We start from the raw sequence: 16,963 nt of genomic DNA, 5'->3' as shown, positions 1-16,963 counted from the left end.
GCACCGCATCGCGCCCGACGAAGGCGGGCCGGCGCGTTTTTGAGTATGATTTCCCATTCATCAGACGGAGTTTTGCCATGTCCACTCTCGACGCGACGGCGCCGTCCGCCGCACCCGAAGGCGACGCATCGCTCGTCAGCCTGCCCTGGGTCAAGCAACTCGTGTCGATGGACACGACGAGCCGCGTGCCGAACCTCGGCCTGATCGAAACGGTGCGCGACGCGCTCGCCGCGAAGGGCATCGCGTCGACGATCACGCACGATCCGCGCGAAGGCTGGGCGAACCTGTTTGCCACCGTGCCCGCGCACGATGGCTCGACGAACGGCGGCATCGTGCTGTCGGGCCACACCGACGTCGTGCCGGTCGACGGCCAGCAATGGGACAGCAACCCGTTCGCGCCGGAAATCCGCGACGGCCGCCTGTACGGCCGCGGCACCTGCGACATGAAGGGCTTCATCGGCACGGCGCTCGCGCTGCTGCCCGAAATGCAGGCGACGAAGCTCGCGAAGCCGATCCATTTCGCGCTGTCCTACGACGAGGAAATCGGCTGCGCGGGCGCGCCGCTGATGATCGCCGATCTCGTGAAGCGCGGCGTGCAGCCGTCCGGCTGCATCGTCGGCGAGCCGACCAGCATGCGGCCGATCATCGCGCACAAGGGCATCAACGCGTACCGCTGCTGCGTGCGCGGCCACGCGGCGCATTCGTCGCTGACGCCGAAGGGGCTCAACGCGATCGAGTATGCGGCGCGCCTCATCTGCCACATCCGCGACATCGCCGAGCGCTTTCGCGCCGAAGGCCCGTTCGACGAACTGTACGACGTGCCGTTCACCACCGCGCAGACGAGCACGATCCAGGGCGGCAACGCGATCAACACGGTGCCGGCCGAGTGCCGCTTCGACTTCGAGTTCCGCAACCTGCCGACGCTCGATCCCGAGCAGATCTTCACGCGCATCGAAGCGTATGCGCAGGAAACGCTGCTGCCGCAGATGCTGCGCGAACATCCGAACGCCGCGATCGAGTTCTCGAAGATCGCCGCGGCGCCCGGCCTCGACGCGACCGAACAGGCCGCGATCACGCAGCTCGTGCGCGCGCTGACGGCCGACCAGGACAAGCGCAAGGTCGCGTACGGCACCGAGGCCGGCCTGTTCGAACGCGCGGGCATTCCGAGCGTCGTGTGCGGCCCCGGCAACATCGAGCAGGCGCACAAGCCGAACGAATATGTCGAGCTCGCGCAGCTCGCCGGCTGCGAGCAGTTCCTGCGCAAGTTCATCCGCAGCATGTCGGTCGACGCACACTGACTGCCTCCCGCCACGCCGGCCCGCGTGTGCGGGCCGGCCCACTCCGCCACCCGCCACGTCATGTCGACTGAACAACAGGGCACTGCCCATACGACGATCGACGGCGAGCCGATTCCGACGCTCGACGAAATCGCCGCGCAGCATTTCGCGTTGTCACCGTGGGTCGCGCGCACGCCCGTATTCGAGCGCGCCGACCTGCCCTCCCTCGAAGGCACGCACGTCAACTTCAAGTTCGAGCTGCTGCAGGCGAGCGGCAGCTTCAAGGCGCGCGGCGCGTTCACGCACCTGCTCGCGCTCGACGAAGGCCGCAAGAACGCCGGCGTCACCTGCGTGTCGGCCGGCAATCATGCGGCGGCCGTCGCGTATGCGGCGATGCGGCTCGGCAGCAGCGCGAAGGTCGTGATGTTCCATACCGCGAGCCCGACCCGCATCGCGCAGTGCAAGCAGTACCGCGCGGAAGTCGTGCTGGCGGGCAGCGCGTCGCAGACGTTCGATCTCGTGCGGCGCATCGAGGCCGAGGAAGGCCGCTTCTTCATTCATCCGTTCAACGGCTATCACACGATCCTCGGCACCGCGACGCTCGGCTATGAATGGGCGACGCAGACGCCGGACCTCGACGCGGTGATCGTACCGATCGGCGGCGGCGGGCTCGCGGCCGGCATGGCGACCGCGCTGCGGCTCGCGAATCCGCGCGTGCACGTGTACGGCGTCGAGCCGGAAGGCGCCGACGCGATGAGCCGCAGCTTCGCGGCCAATCACACGATCAAGATGAGCGCGATGCAGACGATCGCCGATTCGCTGATGGCACCGCATACCGAGGAATACAGCTACCAGCTGTGCCGGCGCCACCTCGACCGCATCGTCACCGTCTCCGACGACGCGCTGCGCGCCGCGATGCTGTTCCTGTTCTCGCACCTGAAGCTGTCGGTCGAGCCGGCCTGCGCGGCCGCGCTCGCCGCACTGCTCGGCCCGCTGCGCGAAACGCTGCAGGGCAAACGTGTCGGCGTGCTGCTGTCGGGCACGAATACCGACCCGGCCACGCTCGGCATGCATCTGGCGCACGCGCAACTGCAGCACTGATCGCGCAGCGCGCGTGCGCAGGCCCTATGGTCTGTTTACATATGGAACGCACATGCGAATGCCCGAAATCGCCCGTCCCCCAAGGGGACTTCCTTCGGGGCGTATGGCAAGAAGTGAGGAGCGCCGTTTGGCCGCGCCAAACAAGCGACGCGCGACGCCGCCATACGGGCAATTTCGGACATTCCCGTAGAATGTTTTTTAACTTGGGGTTGCCACGAGAACGGCCGCTCGCCGCGTTGCGCTCCTTGCGAATACGTCAAGTATTCGCGGCGTCGCGCGCCTCGCGAGCGGCCGTTCTCGTGGCAACGCATGCGCGTTCCATATGTAAACAGACCCTAGGGTTATCCCCAGATTATGTTGACAGCCCTGTTGATAACCCGCCGGACACGCCCGCAAGTGGTTGAGCGCGCAGCGTTTTGCGCGCGCGAAGGTCGATCGTCACGAAATGGGCAGATGCGACGGCTGGCTGCATGCGCGGCGGCGCTCGCGCTGCTCGCCGGTTGCGCGGCACCACCCTCGTCCATTTCCAGCGCGCAACCTGCGTCCTGCACGCAACCGGGCGAAAGCCGCATGCTGCAGGCCGACCTGCTGTTCGGGCGCGACATCGCCGGGCGCGGCCCCGTTACCGATGCCGAACGCGCGGCATTCCTCGCCGACACGGTCACGCCGCGCTTCCCCGACGGCCTCACCTACTGGGACACGCATGGCCAGTGGCGCGACCGCACGACCGGCGGCGTCACGCGCGAAGACAGCTTCGTGATCCGTATCATCGCCGACGATACGTCCGACACGCGCGCACGCCTCGCCGCGATCCGGCAAGCATACGTCCAGCGATTTCACCAGCAATCGGTCGGCATGACCGTCGTGCCGGCCTGCGCGTCGTTCTGATTCACGGCCTTCCGCTTTCGGCCGCGCGCAAAAAAACGGGCGCCCGAAGGCGCCCGTCGCATGGGTGAAGCACAGCGTACCGCTTACTTGTTCTCGAACATGTCCATGATCTGCTGCTTCTCCTGCGGCGTGACGGGCGGCGGCGCCAGCCCTGCCGCGCCGGCCGAACCGAGTGCGTCGTTCGCGCTGATCGCGTTCTCGGCCGGGTTGATGTCGACGTTCGCGACGAAGCCGTTGCCCGGCGTGCGATCGGCGTAGTACAGCTCGCCGTCGATCGAGGTCAGGCCGTCCGGCATCGGCATCTGCTGTTCGGGCACGCCGTTCAGCGCGGTGCGCATGTAGTTCACCCAGATCGGCAACGCGAGCTGCGCGCCGAATTCACGGCTGCCGAGGCTCTTCGGCTGGTCGAAGCCCATCCACGCGACCGCGACGAGCGACTGCTGATAGCCGGCGAACCAGCCGTCCTTCGCGTCGTTCGTGGTACCCGTCTTGCCCTGCAGGTCGTTGCGGCCCAGCGCGTTGGTGCCCGCGCCCGTGCCGGCCGTCGCGACCGAATGCAGCAGGCTGTTCATCACGTACGCGTTGCGGCCTTCGATCGTGCGCGGCGCCGTGCCGCCCGCGACCACCGGCTGCGACTTCTGCAGCGGCTGGCCGCGCGCGTCGTCGACTTCGGCGATCAGGTACGGATCGACCTTGTAGCCGCCGTTCGCGAACACCGCGTAGCCGGTCGCGAGCTGCAGCGGCGTCACGAGGCCCGCGCCGAGCGCCATCGGCAGGTACGGCGGCGTCTTCGCCGGATCGAAGCCGAAGCGCTGCGTCACGTACTGCTGCGCATACTGCGTGCCGATCGACGCGAGGATCCGGATCGATACCAGGTTCTTCGAACGCTGCAGGCCGGTGCGCATCGTCATCGGGCCATCCGGCTGGTCGTCGTCCTTCGGCTCCCATGCGGTGCCGCCCGGCACGCTCGGCGGGAAGTACAGCGGCGCGTCGTTGATCATCGTCGCCGGCCCCATCCCCTTGTCGAGCGACGCCGAGTAGATGAACGGCTTGAACGACGAGCCCGGCTGCCGCCACGCCTGCGTCACGTGATTGAACTTGCTCTTGTTGAAGTCGAAGCCGCCGACGAGCGAGCGGATCGCACCGTCCTGCGGCGCGATCGCGACGAGCGCGCCTTCGACCTGCGGCAGCTGCACGACCTGCCAGCCCGTCTTGCCGTCCTTCAGCACGCGCACGACCGAGCCCGGCTTGATGCGCAGCGTGTTGTTCGCGCGGGCCCCCAGCGCGGCCGACACGAAACGCAGCCCGGCCGGGCCGATCGTCGTGGTCGCCCCGCCGACGAACTGCACCTCGACCGCGTTCGGCGATGCCGACAGCACGACCGCCGACTGCAGGTCGCCGTTGTCCGGGTGATCGGCGAGCGCGTCGTCGATCGCCTCGTCGCGTTCGTCGCCGGCCGCCGGCAGGTTGATCGACGCTTCGGGGCCGCGATAGCCGTGACGGCGCTCATAGTCGAGAATGCCGCGACGCACGGCCTGGTACGCGGCCTCCTGATCGGCCGAGTTGATCGTCGTTGTGACGGTCAGCCCGCGCGTGTAGGTTTCGTCCTTGTATTGCTGGTACATCATCTGCCGCACCATCTCGGCGACGTACTCGCCGTGCACCGCGTACTGGTTGCCCGGCGTGCGCACGTGGATCTCTTCCTTGATCGCTTCGTCGTACTGCGGCTGCGTGATGTAGCCGATGTCGAGCATGCGCTTCAGGATGTATTCCTGACGCACCTTCGCGCGCTTCGGATTGACGACCGGGTTGTACGCGGACGGCGCCTTCGGCAGCCCCGCGAGCATCGCCGCTTCCGCGAGCGTGATGTCCTTCAGGTCCTTGCCGAAGTACACGCGCGCCGCGGCCGCGAAGCCGTACGAACGCTGGCCGAGATAGATCTGGTTCATGTACAGCTCGAGGATCTGGTCCTTCGTCAGGGCCTTCTCGATCTTGTACGCGAGCAGCATCTCGTAGATCTTGCGCGTGTAGGTCTTCTCGCTCGACAGGAAGAAGTTGCGCGCGACCTGCATCGTGATCGTGCTCGCGCCCTGGCGCGCGCCGCCGTGCATCAGGTCGGCCACGCCCGCGCGCAGGATGCCGACGAAATCGACGCCGCCGTGCTCGTAGAAGCGGTAGTCCTCGATCGCGAGCACGGCCTTCTTCATCACGTCGGGAATGTCCTGGAAGCGCACGAGGCTGCGACGCTCCTCGCCGAACTCGCCGATCAGCACGTGATCGGCGGTGAACACGCGCAGCGGCACCTTCGGCTGGTAGTTGGTCAGCGCATCGAGCGACGGCAGTTGCGGCGCCATCACGACCAGCGCATAGCCGACGATCAGCGCGCCGACGACCGCCAGCGTCGCGAACAGGCCGACGAACCACAGCGCGACGCGCGAGCCGAACGTGCGGCGACGCCCTCCGCCACCGCCGCTGCGCTGCTGCGCGCGGCGGCCGTCGTCGTGATCGTCGTCATCGGGGTAATAGGCTCCGGACGGCGAACGGCGCAGCGTGTAGTGGGGTTCGTTCCTGTCGGAAGAAGAAGGCGGTCGTTTGATAATTGGCATGTCGGAATGGCGGGCGTACGTGGCGCCCTCGGACGCATGCGGAAATGCAAGCGGATGAATCAGAGTGGGTGCATCGAGATACGGCTGTCACGTCGACAGACCCCGCCGCGCGGCGATCCGTTCCCGCGACGTGACAGCGCATTTTAATGAAATCGACCGGGGGCCTTCGCGATTTTTTGTAAAAATTCCCGCAATGCCGTGATTTCCGGCACGTATTGTCGGCATCCTCGGCCTATGATGGACACGCAATGCGGCACGCGCGGGCGAATTTCTTTCAGCCGCGAAAGGTTGGGCGTCCTGATGCGCGAGCCGCTTGAACTCGCGCGTTTAAGCCGTATTTAAGTGAACCGGTGGTGTAATATCCGCCGGCTCACGCGGGTCGGAACCGGCTCGCAGCGGGCACTGCCGCGGTCACGCGGCGCCTTTCAACCACGGAGGATTTCATGTCGCTTTTCGACTCTATTTCGCGCACGATCAAAGGCCTGCTGAATGATGCGGCCGATTCGGTACAGGATCCGTCGCGCGACGCACGGCAGATCGTGCGGGAGCTCGACGACAGCATCGGCCGTGCCGAGAATTCGCTGATCGAGATCGAGGCACAGGTCGCGACCCAACGCAGCAAGCGTGATGCGGCCGACGACAAGGTGAAGAAGTACGAGGACGGCGCGAAGCGCGCGCTGCAGGGCGGCGACGAAGCGCTCGCCCGCGAGGCGCTCGCGGCCCAGTCGAACGCGGAAGCCGAGCGCGATGCGCTCGCGGCCGAGCTGACGACGCTCGAGCCGTCGGTCGAGAAGCTGAAGGGGCAGATCGCCGACATGCGTCAGCGCCGCAACGACCTGAATGCGCGCTCGAACATCCTGCAGGCCAAGCAGGAAATCGCGCAGGCGAAGGACGTGGCCGCCAGCGCGCTGGGCGGCATCGGCGGCAAGAACCTGTCCGAGGATTTCCAGAAGCTCGAGGACAAGGTCGCGCTGCAGAACGCACGCTCGGATGCACGCATCAATTCGGCCGACACGGCGAGCGGCAAGGCGCTCGACGACAAGCTCGCCGCGCTGAACAAGGGCCCGTCGGTGGAAGATCGCCTCGCCGCGCTGAAGAAGCAGCTCGATACGCCCGCGCAGTAACCGCCACGCGGGCAACCGCGCCGCGCCCCGGCCCGGGTGCGCGGCGCGAACCGATCGTCAGGAGACGGGCGCCTGCGCCCGGTTCGACCATGAAGAAATCCCTCGCCGCACTCGGCCTCTCGCTGATGTTGCTGTCGTCCGCCGCGTTTGCGGTCCCGTCGCTGCAGCAGGTCGAGCAATCGATCGCGCAGCGCGACTGGCAACGCGCGGACACGCAGCTGTCGCAAGTCATCGACGCCCATCCGAACAACGCGCACGCGCGCTACCTGTATGCGCAGGTGCTGGACCGCGAAGGCCGCGCGTCCGACGCGCTCGCGCAACTGCAGCGTGCGAAATCGCTCGATCCGCAACTGAAGTTCACCGACGCGTCGCGCTTCGCGCAGACGGAGTCGCGCATTCGCGCCGACGCCGCGCGCGTGAGCGGCAACACGCCGTCGGCCACGCAGGCCGGCACGCTGCAGCCGGGGCTCGCCCCCGCCGTCGCGCCGGCCGAAAAACATGGCCCGTCGACCGGCATGTGGATCGGCCTCGGGCTGATCGTCGCCGTGATCGCGCTGGTGCTGCGCTGGACGCTGCGGCGCGCGCGCACGGCCGACAACGGCCGCGCCGACGACGAACGCCGCACGCAGCTCAAGCGCTCGACCGACGTGCTGAACGACATCCGGCCGCTGAAACTCGATGCGAAATTGTCGACGGCGCCCGGCGCCGCCGCGCTGACCGGCGAACTCGAGGCGATCGAGAACGACGCGCGCACGCTCGTCGAGACGCTGTCGAACGGCAAGAATCCGGTGCCGCCGTATCGCGTCGATGAACTCGAACAGCGTCACGCCAGCGTGAAGGCGCGCGTCGAAGGCCGCCCCGACCCGGCCGCGCAGCCCGCGGCGCCGGCGAACGGCAGCGGCTCCGTATACGCACAGGAAGCCGATCGCATGACGGGCGCCCAGGGCCAGCCGTATCAGCAACAGCCCTACCCGCCGCAACAACCCTATCCGCAACAGCAGCCGCCCGTCGTGATCCAGCAAGGCGGCGGTTTCGGCGGCGGAATGGGCGGGCTGCTGACCGGCGTGCTGCTCGGCGAAGCGATGTCCGGCGGCCGCGAGCGCGTGGTCGAACGCGACGTGATCGTCGACGGCGAGCACCGCCGGCAGGAAGCCGATCCGGGCGTCGACCTCGGCCGCGGCGACGATTCGAACTGGAGCGACGGCAGCGGCGGCGGTAGTGGCGGCGGGATGGACCTCGGCAGCAACGACGACGGCTGGACCGACGACAACACCTGAGCACCCGCGCACCGGGCGTCGACCTGCGTGTCGACACCCGGCCACGCACGCCAGGCCCTGCTGCATGACCGGCCGCGCCGACGCGCGGATTTGTCAATCATTTCAAGATGGGCTACCGGCAATGGGGCACGTTCGCTATCATGCGGCCATCGGCGTGCCACCGACCGTCATCCGACGCAAAGCAATCCTGCGCGTCGCGGCACGCCTCCCCTCGCCCCAACCAGGAGAAAGCCGCTCATGAGCATCATCAAGGAATTCAAGGAGTTCGCCGTCAAGGGCAACGTGATGGATCTCGCCGTCGGCGTGATCATCGGCGGCGCGTTCTCGAAGATCGTCGACTCGGTCGTGAAGGACCTCATCATGCCGGTCATCGGCGTGCTGACCGGCGGTCTGGATTTCTCGAACAAGTTCGTTCTGCTCGGCACCATCCCCCCGTCGTTCAAGGGTAATCCCGATTCGTTCAAGGACCTGCAGGCCGCGGGCGTCGCCGCATTCGGCTACGGCTCGTTCATCACCGTGGCGATCAATTTCGTGATCCTTGCGTTCATCATTTTCCTGATGGTGAAATTCATCAACAAGCTGCGCAAGCCGGACGAAGCCGCGCCGGCCGCGACGCCGGAAGACACCGTGCTGCTGCGCGAGATCCGCGATTCGCTCAAGCAGCGCTGATCGCTACACGCTCCGCCAGCCAGGCCCGCCCCGTGCGGGCCTTTTTATTGCGCCCGCGATGCACCGCCGCATGCGGCTCATCTCATTTTTTTGTGACGAGCGAATGCACGCGCGGGAAAAGCAGGTCTATGATGGAGACTAAACGACAGTACGGGCGCCAAGACGCTGGCTGTGTCGATCATGGCGAGCAGGTCGACGGGAGACATTGATCGTCGTACTGCACGAATGCAGCATTTTCGTGTGCTATAAAGGATCGACATGCGGCGTACATAGCCGGGAGTGGGTCGCATGAAAGTGCCGCATTTCTTGCAATTGTTTTTGAGGCGAGTGTTTATGTCCTTCCCGAAAAAACGTCGGCGTGCGCCGCAGGATGGCCAGGAGTCGTTCCTCGCGGTCTTGCGCCACTCGAAACCGTTTGCCCAGCTCGACACCAAGATTGCCCGCGCCCGCGCGCAGGACGAACCCGTCCTCTATGCGCACGTGCTGCCCGGCCTCGACGTGCTCCTGTGCAGCGTGCGCGGCGCGCAGCCGCCCTATCCGGCCATTGCCGAGCTGCGCAAGCGCTGCATCGAGTCGATCGCCAACGCGCTCGAGCAGCCGCTCGACGGCCTCGAGAACGGCGGATACTGGTACGAAGCGAACGGCTTCGGCTTCCTCGTGTTCGCGAGCCGTGCGCGTGCGCGCATCCTGCCCGAGTTTGGTGCAGGCACGAAAGCGAGCCTGCGCGGCGGCCTCGGCCGCCAGAACGCGGGCGACACGACACCCCGCTCGCTCGGCTGATCCTCCAGTCATTCGATGGGCCGCCTCCGGGCGGCCCATCTGCCATTCACGCGTCCCGCTTGCCCGTCACGATACCTGCCGACGGCCGTTGTTCGGCCGCACGATGTCGATGAACGCGGCGAAATCGGCGCCGGCGAGCCCCTGCGCGGCGCCGAGCCTCAGCACCTGCTGCACGGTGGCCGACACGGGCATCACCGCGCCCGTGTCGCGCGCCGCGTCGGCGATTGCATCGACATCCTTCTGGAACGTGCCGAGTGCACCGATCGGAGCGTGACCGCCCGACGTCATGCGCGGCACGAACGTCTGCAGCAGCACCGAATCGGCCCAGCCGCCGGCCAGCGCCTCGGCCAGACGCGCGGCGTCGATGCCGCTCGCCTGCGCCAGGCCGACCGCCTCGGCGATCGCGGTGACCGTCGCGGTGACGATCGCCTGATTGCACAGCTTGGCCGTCTGGCCCGCGCCCGCGTCGCCCATGTGCGTGATGCGCGACGCATACGTATCGATCAGCGGGCGCACCGCGTCGAGATCAGCCGCGCGGCCGCCGGCCATCACCGCGAGCGTGCCGGCCTGCGCGCCCGGCACGCCGCCGGACACCGGCGCATCGACCCAGCCGACTCCCAGTGCGGCCGCACGCGCCGCATAGTCGCGCGTGGCGGCCGGCGGAATGCTCGAATGATCGACGATGCGCTGCAGGCGGCGCGCGCTCGCGTCACCGGAAAGCAGCCCGTGTTCACCGAACACGACATCACCGACCGCACGACCGTCGAGCACGCACACGCATACCGTATCGACGCGCTCGGCCAGCTCGCGCGGCGTACCGACCACCTGCGCGCCGTCCTTCACCAGCGCGTCGGCCTTGTCGCGCGAGCGATTCCACACGCTGACGCGATGCCCGGCCGCCAGCAAATGCCGAATCATCGGCGCGCCCATCAATCCCGGTCCGCAAAATCCGACTTCCACGATGTTCCTCGTCTCCGATATGGGTTGCACTTGCCGCCCATCATACCTATCACTCAAGAAGCCGGGCACGCACGGCACCGTTGTGGAACCGTAGCGGGACCGCGCCTTGCACCGGCCCACCATACGAACGTCCCAGGGAGCGCATCATGAGCGACCACGTGTACAAATTGATCGAACTGACCGGTTCGTCGCGGCAATCGAGCGACGACGCGATTCGCAACGCGATCTCGAAAGCCGGCAAGACGCTGCGCAACCTGCACTGGTTCCAGGTGACCGAAACGCGCGGCCACATCGAAGGCGACCAGGTCGTGCACTGGCAGGTCACGCTGAAGGTCGGCATGCGCATCGACGACTGACGCGCCGCGCGCGTCACGCGCGCCGCCCCACTACCGGATGCGTGCAATGCGCATCCGCGGGGCGTCGCGCCCGCCTGCATTTCACCCCATTCTGGCCCCTTGTCGCTGCCCGGCCGGCGGGTAGCCGCGGGTATCCATCGCTTGACGCTGATTTTCGTTCATATTAAAAACGATATACCCGACCGACCCCTCGATCAGCCCAGCCATATAAACCGGAGATAACATGAGTCAGCAACGCGAGGCGATCGACACGTACCTCTTGCGCGTCTTGCACACCTTGTTGATGGAGCGCAGCGTCACGCGCGCGGCCGTCAAACTGAACCAGTCGCAACCGGCGATCAGCGCCGCGCTGCGGCGCCTGCGCGACATCACCGGCGATCCGCTGCTGGTGCGCGGCAAGTCCGGCATGGTGCCGACCGAATACGGGCTGCGCCTGCTCGAACCGGTGCAGAACGCGCTGCGGGAAATCGAGCGCATCAAGTTCCAGCAGCACAACTTCGACCCGGCCACGTCGATCCGCTGCTACCGGATCGGCTGCCCCGACTACCTGAACGTGCTGTTCGTGCCGACCGTCGTCGAACGCTTTCGGCTGGCCGCGCCGAACGCGACGCTCGAGTTCCACTCGCTCGGCCCCGCGTTCGACTACGAGCTCGCGCTGGAAGACGGCAAGCTCGACATCGTCGTCGGCAACTGGCCCGAGCCGCCCGAGCAGCTGCACCTGTCGAACCTGTTCGTCGACGAAATCGTCTGCCTGATGAGCAACACGCACCCGTTCGCGAAGCGCGGCGGGCTCACGCTCGACCAGTACCTGAACGCGCCGCATCTCGCGCCGACGCCGTACTCGGTCGGCCAGCGCGGCGCGATCGACGTGCATCTCGCGCGCGAGCGGCTCAAGCGCCACGTGGTCGTCACGCTGCCGTACTTCAACCTCGCGCCTTACGTGCTCGTGAAGTCGGACCTGATCTTCACGACCACGCGGCTGTTCGCCGATCACTACGCGAAGTTCCTGCCGCTGTCGGTCGTGCCCGCGCCGCTCGACTTCCCGCCGATGCAGTACTACCAGCTGTGGCACGAGCGCTGCCATTACTCCGACGAAGTGCGCTGGCTGCGCAGCCTCGTCGCCGAAGCCACCCGCACGCTGATCGAGGCGTAATCGCGCACGACCCGCGCATCAGGCAGGCCGTTGCGGCGTGGCCTGGTGTGGCGCGGTGTGGCGGTCGACAACTACCGCCGCGCGCGGCGCCACATCCCCACCGACGCGTCAGCGCGATGCCTCCACGAGCGCGTGCGCAAGCACGTTGTGACGCTCGATCACGGGCGGCAGATCGAGCGTCGCCAGCCGCCCTTCCCGCACCACCACCTTCCCGTTCACCACCGTGTACGCCGTCTGCGACGGCGCGCAGAACACGAGCGCCGCGACCGGATCGTGCAGCGCGCCCGCGAACAGCGGCTGACGCAGGTCGAACGCGGCGAAATCCGCGGCCATGCCGGGTTTCAGCGCGCCGATGTCGTCGCGGTTCAGCACCTTCGCGCCGCCGAGCGTCGCGATCTCGAGCGCTTCGCGCGCGGTCATCGCGTCGGGTCCGAAACCGACCCGCTGCAGCAGCAGCGCCTGGCGCACCTCCGCCACCATCTGCGCGCCGTCGTTCGACGCGGAACCGTCGACGCCGAGGCCGACCGGCACGCCCGCGAGCCGCATCTTCTTCACCGGCGCGATGCCGGAAGCCAACCGCATGTTCGAGCACGGGCAATGCGCAACGCCCGTGCCGGTACGCGCGAACAGGCCGATGCCCGCATCGTCGAGCTGCACGCAGTGCGCATGCCACACGTCGTGGCCGACCCAGCCGAGATCTTCCGCATATTCGGCGGGCGTCATCCCGAATTTCTCGCGGCTGTACGCGATGTCGTTGACGTTCTCCGCGAGGTGCGTGTGCAGCGACACGCCGTATTCGCGCGCGAGCACGGCCGCGTCGCGCATCAGCTCGCGGCTCACCGAGAACGGCGAGCACGGCGCGACCACCACGCGCAGCATCGCGTAGCGCCCTTCGTCGTGATAGGTCTCGATCAGGCGCTGCGCGTCGCGCAGGATGTCGGGTTCGCGCTCGACGACCGAATCGGGCGGCAGCCCGCCGTCGCGCTGGCCGACGCTCATCGCGCCGCGGCTCGCATGAAAGCGCATGCCGATCCGCTGCGCGGCGGCGATGCTGTCGTCGAGCCGGCTGCCGTTCGGGTAGATGTACAGATGGTCGCTCGACGTCGTGCAGCCCGACTGCAGCAGCTCGGCCATCGCGGTGAGCGTCGACACCTCGATCATCTCGGGCGTCAGGTGCGCCCAGATCCGGTACAGGTTCGTGAGCCAGCCGAACAGTTCGGCGTTCTGCGCGGCCGGCACCGCGCGCGTGAGGCTCTGGTACATGTGATGGTGCGTGTTCACGAGCCCCGGGATCACGAGGTGGCCGCGCAGGTCGAGCACTTCGTCGGCCGTGTCGGGCAGCTCGGCGCTCGGGCCGACCGCGACGATCCGGTTGTCTTCGATGTAGAGCCCCGCGTCGCGCAGCTCGCGGCGCGTGTCGTCCATGGTCACGAGCACGTCGGCGTGCTTGACCAGCAGGGTCGTCGGGCGGGATGAGGAGGGGTTCGGCGCGCGTGCGCCAGCGTGCTGCTCGAGATTCATGCGTTCTCCGCGTCGGTCTGCCTCCAGGGGCTGTCCTGGAGGCGGTCACACAGCCGTTCGAACGCTGAATCGCGGCACGCCCCGGTGCCTGCGTCCGTTCGAACGCCCTGGCCCGGTTACCCGGCGTGCTCGCCGTCTTCGGGGTACGCGCCGGCCACGGGCCGACGCGCACGGCGGGAGGATCGCCCAAGCGCGCGCCGCGCACAATGCGCGATCCGGAATACCGCCCTTCAGGGATTCGGTATGGTACGCCGCCCGACGCCCCGCCGGGCGGCCGAAATCGGCGCGCGAAGCCGTATCCGGCGGGCCGTCGACAGCCGCTCATGCGCGGCGCATTATCTTCGATATCGCGCCCGTATTTGCGCGGGGAACCTTTTTACAATGCCTGCACGGCGCTCGCTTCACTCTCGCCGACGGGTATGTAGCCACGTGACGTGGAGCCTCGATCCGCCGCACAGTCATGGATCGAGTCGCCGCCGAACCTCGCATTCACACAAGGACACAACGAATGGGAAAGCTCACTACCCACGTACTCGATACGGCGCACGGTCGCCCCGGCGCGGCCATCAAGGTGGACCTCTACGCGCTGGACGGCGAATCGCGCCGCGCGATCAAGACCGTGCTGACCAATAGCGACGGCCGCTGCGACGAACCGCTGCTCGACGGCGCGGCGCTCGCCGCCGGCGAATACGAACTCGTGTTCCATGCCGGCGACTACTTCGCGGCGCTCGGCGTGAAGGTGCCCGAACCCCGCTTCGTCGACCGCGTCGTCCTGCGCTTCGGCATCGCCGACACCGGCTCGCACTACCACGTGCCGCTGCTCGTGTCGCCGTGGTCGTACAGCACCTATCGCGGCAGCTGACAGACGAATCAGCGCCTGCATCAAGACAAACGATCTGAGTCTGGAGGAGTTTCATGGAAGGCTTCATCACCGACTGGCTGAACCTCGCGCTGCGATGGCTGCACGTCATCGTCGCCATTGCGTGGATCGGCGAGTCGTTCTATTTCGTCGCGCTCGACAACAGCCTGAAACCGCCGACCGACCCGAACCAGCGCAAGCGCGGTGTGTTCGGCGAGCTGTGGCACGTCCACGGCGGCGGTTTCTACAACATGCAGAAGTACACCGTTGCCCCGCCGGAAATGCCCGATGACCTGCACTGGTCGAAGTGGCCGTCGTACACGACGTGGCTGTCGGGCTTCACGCTGTTCTTCGTGCTGTACCTGCTCGCACCGAACACGTACCTGATCGACAAGAACGTGCTCGACATGGGCCCGGTCGTCGCCGTCGCGTCCGCACTCGGCTTCCTCGCCGCCGGCTGGATCGTCTACGACTCGCTGTGCCGCATCCTCGGCACCAACGACCGCGTGCTCGGCATCTGCGTCGGCCTCTACGTCGTCGTCGCGGCGTACCTCGCATGCCACATCTTCTCGGGCCGTGCCGCCTACCTGATCGTCGGCGCGATGCTCGCGACGATCATGTCGGCGAACGTGTTCTTCGTGATCATCCCGGGCCAGCGCAAGATGGTCGACAAGATGCTCAAGGGCGAGGAACCGAACCCGATCTACGGCAAGCGCGGCAAGCAGCGTTCGGTGCACAACACGTACTTCACGCTGCCGGTCGTGTTCGCGATGCTGTCGAACCACTATGCGATGACGTACACGAACAAGTTCAACTGGGTCGTGCTCGTGCTGATCATGCTGGCCGGCGCGCTGATCCGCCAGTTCTTCGTGATGCGTCACCGCGGCAAGCAGCTGTGGTACCTGCCGATCGGCGGCGTCGCACTGCTGTCGGGCGCGCTGGTGTGGACGATGCCGAAGCCGGTCGCCCCGGAAGCGCAGGCCGCGAATGCGCCGAAGATCGTGATCAACGACATCATGCCGATCCTGCAGCAGCGCTGCGTCGAGTGCCATTCGTCGAAGCCGACGCTGATGGGCAGCGCCCCCGCGGGCGTGATGTTCGACACGCCGGACGAAGTGTCGAAGAACGCGCAGCGCATCTACGACCAGGCCGTGCGCCTGAAGGCGATGCCGATCGGCAACGTCACGCACATGACCGACGACGAGCGGACGAAGCTCGCCGCGTGGTTCGAGGGCGGCGCGGTCAAGTAGCCGCCGCGCGCCGGAAGTGTCATTCGCCGGCGCCATCCTCTCCGTTCGCGGGCCCGGTAACGGGCCCGTTTTTTTGCCCGCGCGCAATGCCCTTCGCGCGTCAGCCGCGCATCGCGTCGCGCTGCAGTGCGATGAGTGCATCGCATGCGCGCGGGCCGTCATCGAACGGCACGAAGATGTGATCGTGATACGCGGCGGCCATCACGTTGCAACTGATGCAGGCCGCGCCGAGCGCCCGCGCGAACGCCGCCGTGAGGCCGACGGCCGCGAGGCCGGAATGCACGGTCAGCGTGATCCACGCGGCGCGGAACAGCACCGGCCAGCCGCGACGCGCGGCCGTTTCCTCGTCGACCACGACCGTCAGCCCTTCCACTTCGCGGAACGTCGCGATCACTTCGGATAACGATACGTCTGCGTCGTGCGGCAGCGCTATGAATGCGAACGCGCCCGGATGCAGTTCGGGCTGCATCGTGCGCAGCAGGACCGCGAGGTCGTTTTCAGGCTGGCTCATCGGAGGAACACGCCCGGAACCGGACGTCGTAGGGTGGCGATGCGGGCACGATAGCACGCACTACGCGCGCACCATCGCGACTTCGTCCGCGAGCCAGCCGCGCAACGCGACGATGCGCGGATCGTCCTGCAGGTGCGCCGGATACACGACGTGATACGCAAGCGCGGGCGCGACGTCGACGTCACGTCGAACAGCCGCACGAGGCGCCCCGCTCACGCGCCGGCCGTCTCCGGCAGCCGCGCGATCGCCTTGATCTCGAACTGGAAGCCGTACAGCCAGGTCACGCCGACGGCGGTCAGCGTCGGATGCGGTGCGTCGCCCCAGTATTCGGGCACGATCTCCCAGACCCGCTCGAACGTCGCTTCGGGATCGACGAGAAACACCGTCACGTCGACGACGTCGTCGAACGTGCAGCCGGCCGCGCGCAGCACCGCATTCAGGTTGTCGAACGCGCGGCGCACCTGCGCGCCCAGTTCCGGCTCGGGCGAGCCGTCCTCGCGGCTGCCGACCTGCCCGGACACGAACAGGAAGCCGTTCGAGCGCAGCGCCGGCGAATAACGGTTGCGGTCATACAGCGCCTGGCGACCCGGCGGAAAAACTACGCTACGCTTTGCCATTCGACACCTCCATC

17 protein-coding genes are annotated in these 16,963 nt (G+C 67.2%); 11 read left to right on the top strand and 6 right to left on the bottom strand.

The window, feature by feature from the left end:
- The first annotated feature begins 77 nt into the window (after positions 1 to 77).
- The 3 genes from argE to HWX03_RS09085 all read left to right on the top strand — a co-directional run bounded on the left by argE (position 78) and on the right by HWX03_RS09085 (position 3,266).
- Positions 78 to 1,298 carry an acetylornithine deacetylase gene (gene argE / locus HWX03_RS09095; protein WP_175871026.1) on the top strand — a complete coding sequence of 407 codons (1,221 nt, stop codon included), beginning with the start codon at positions 78 to 80 and terminating at the stop codon, positions 1,296 to 1,298.
- Between the two features lie 60 nt (positions 1,299 to 1,358).
- On the top strand, positions 1,359 to 2,378 hold the full coding sequence (locus HWX03_RS09090; protein WP_175871025.1) for a threonine/serine dehydratase: 1,020 nt from the start codon (positions 1,359 to 1,361) through the stop codon (positions 2,376 to 2,378).
- A gap of 453 nt (positions 2,379 to 2,831) precedes the next feature.
- The gene (locus tag HWX03_RS09085) at positions 2,832 to 3,266 is read left to right on the top strand and encodes a DUF3574 domain-containing protein (RefSeq protein ID WP_174431461.1); all 435 of its coding nucleotides are present in this window, start codon (positions 2,832 to 2,834) and stop codon (positions 3,264 to 3,266) included.
- Between the two features lie 83 nt (positions 3,267 to 3,349).
- On the opposite strand, the gene HWX03_RS09080 is transcribed toward HWX03_RS09085, so the two are convergent.
- On the bottom strand, positions 3,350 to 5,872 hold the full coding sequence (locus HWX03_RS09080) for a penicillin-binding protein 1A (protein ID WP_175871024.1): 2,523 nt from the start codon (positions 5,870 to 5,872) through the stop codon (positions 3,350 to 3,352).
- 443 nt (positions 5,873 to 6,315) lie between these two features.
- On the opposite strand from HWX03_RS09080, the gene HWX03_RS09075 reads away from it, so the two are divergent.
- From HWX03_RS09075 to HWX03_RS09060, 4 genes are all read left to right on the top strand, one after another.
- Complete coding sequence (locus HWX03_RS09075) at positions 6,316 to 6,996, top strand: PspA/IM30 family protein (protein WP_175819633.1); 681 nt, start codon at positions 6,316 to 6,318, stop codon at positions 6,994 to 6,996.
- An 89-nt stretch (positions 6,997 to 7,085) separates the two neighbouring features.
- Positions 7,086 to 8,273, top strand: a complete 1,188-nt coding sequence (locus HWX03_RS09070; protein WP_175871023.1) for a tetratricopeptide repeat protein — start codon at positions 7,086 to 7,088, stop codon at positions 8,271 to 8,273.
- A 237-nt stretch (positions 8,274 to 8,510) separates the two neighbouring features.
- A complete protein-coding gene (gene mscL / locus HWX03_RS09065) occupies positions 8,511 to 8,942 on the top strand; it encodes a large conductance mechanosensitive channel protein MscL (protein ID WP_059529603.1) in 432 nt (143 codons plus the stop codon).
- A gap of 333 nt (positions 8,943 to 9,275) precedes the next feature.
- On the top strand, positions 9,276 to 9,722 hold the full coding sequence (locus tag HWX03_RS09060) for a hypothetical protein (RefSeq protein ID WP_006488003.1): 447 nt from the start codon (positions 9,276 to 9,278) through the stop codon (positions 9,720 to 9,722).
- Between the two features lie 66 nt (positions 9,723 to 9,788).
- Here HWX03_RS09060 and HWX03_RS09055 read toward each other — a convergent pair whose 3' ends face one another.
- Positions 9,789 to 10,682 (bottom strand): NAD(P)-dependent oxidoreductase, encoded by an 894-nt coding sequence (locus HWX03_RS09055; protein WP_175871022.1) that lies wholly within the window; start codon positions 10,680 to 10,682, stop codon positions 9,789 to 9,791.
- Positions 10,683 to 10,828: 146 nt separating this feature from the next.
- Between HWX03_RS09055 and HWX03_RS09050 the strand changes: the two genes are divergently transcribed.
- On the top strand, positions 10,829 to 11,038 hold the full coding sequence (locus HWX03_RS09050) for a dodecin (RefSeq protein WP_175871021.1): 210 nt from the start codon (positions 10,829 to 10,831) through the stop codon (positions 11,036 to 11,038).
- Between the two features lie 223 nt (positions 11,039 to 11,261).
- Entirely contained in the window at positions 11,262 to 12,191 is a 930-nt protein-coding gene (locus tag HWX03_RS09045) for a LysR substrate-binding domain-containing protein (RefSeq protein ID WP_006478550.1), read from the top strand.
- Positions 12,192 to 12,299: 108 nt separating this feature from the next.
- On the opposite strand, the gene HWX03_RS09040 is transcribed toward HWX03_RS09045, so the two are convergent.
- On the bottom strand, positions 12,300 to 13,712 hold the full coding sequence (locus HWX03_RS09040; protein ID WP_175871020.1) for an 8-oxoguanine deaminase: 1,413 nt from the start codon (positions 13,710 to 13,712) through the stop codon (positions 12,300 to 12,302).
- Positions 13,713 to 14,220: 508 nt separating this feature from the next.
- Between HWX03_RS09040 and uraH the strand changes: the two genes are divergently transcribed.
- The gene (gene uraH, locus HWX03_RS09035; protein ID WP_175871019.1) at positions 14,221 to 14,574 is read left to right on the top strand and encodes a hydroxyisourate hydrolase; all 354 of its coding nucleotides are present in this window, start codon (positions 14,221 to 14,223) and stop codon (positions 14,572 to 14,574) included.
- A gap of 53 nt (positions 14,575 to 14,627) precedes the next feature.
- Positions 14,628 to 15,821, top strand: a complete 1,194-nt coding sequence (locus HWX03_RS09030; protein ID WP_174431454.1) for a urate hydroxylase PuuD — start codon at positions 14,628 to 14,630, stop codon at positions 15,819 to 15,821.
- Between the two features lie 100 nt (positions 15,822 to 15,921).
- Here the strand turns inward: HWX03_RS09030 and HWX03_RS09025 are convergent, their stop codons facing one another.
- Genes HWX03_RS09025 through HWX03_RS09015 form a run of 3 tightly spaced genes read right to left on the bottom strand, consistent with a single transcriptional unit; the run spans position 15,922 to position 16,949 of the window.
- Positions 15,922 to 16,332 carry an ACT domain-containing protein gene (locus HWX03_RS09025; RefSeq protein ID WP_175871018.1) on the bottom strand — a complete coding sequence of 137 codons (411 nt, stop codon included), beginning with the start codon at positions 16,330 to 16,332 and terminating at the stop codon, positions 15,922 to 15,924.
- Between the two features lie 60 nt (positions 16,333 to 16,392).
- On the bottom strand, positions 16,393 to 16,548 hold the full coding sequence (locus HWX03_RS09020; RefSeq protein WP_244132610.1) for a hypothetical protein: 156 nt from the start codon (positions 16,546 to 16,548) through the stop codon (positions 16,393 to 16,395).
- Positions 16,545 to 16,949: a RidA family protein gene (locus tag HWX03_RS09015; protein ID WP_174431452.1), complete on the bottom strand. Its 405-nt coding sequence runs from the start codon at positions 16,947 to 16,949 to the stop codon at positions 16,545 to 16,547. Before HWX03_RS09015 ends, HWX03_RS09020 begins: the two co-directional genes overlap by 4 nt.
- Positions 16,950 to 16,963 lie beyond the last annotated feature (14 nt).

Source organism: Burkholderia sp. BCC0397, assembly GCF_902832865.1.
GTDB lineage: Bacteria > Pseudomonadota > Gammaproteobacteria > Burkholderiales > Burkholderiaceae > Burkholderia.
Note: the sequence above shows the minus strand (reverse complement) of the source record. Positions and strands in the feature narration are given on the sequence as shown.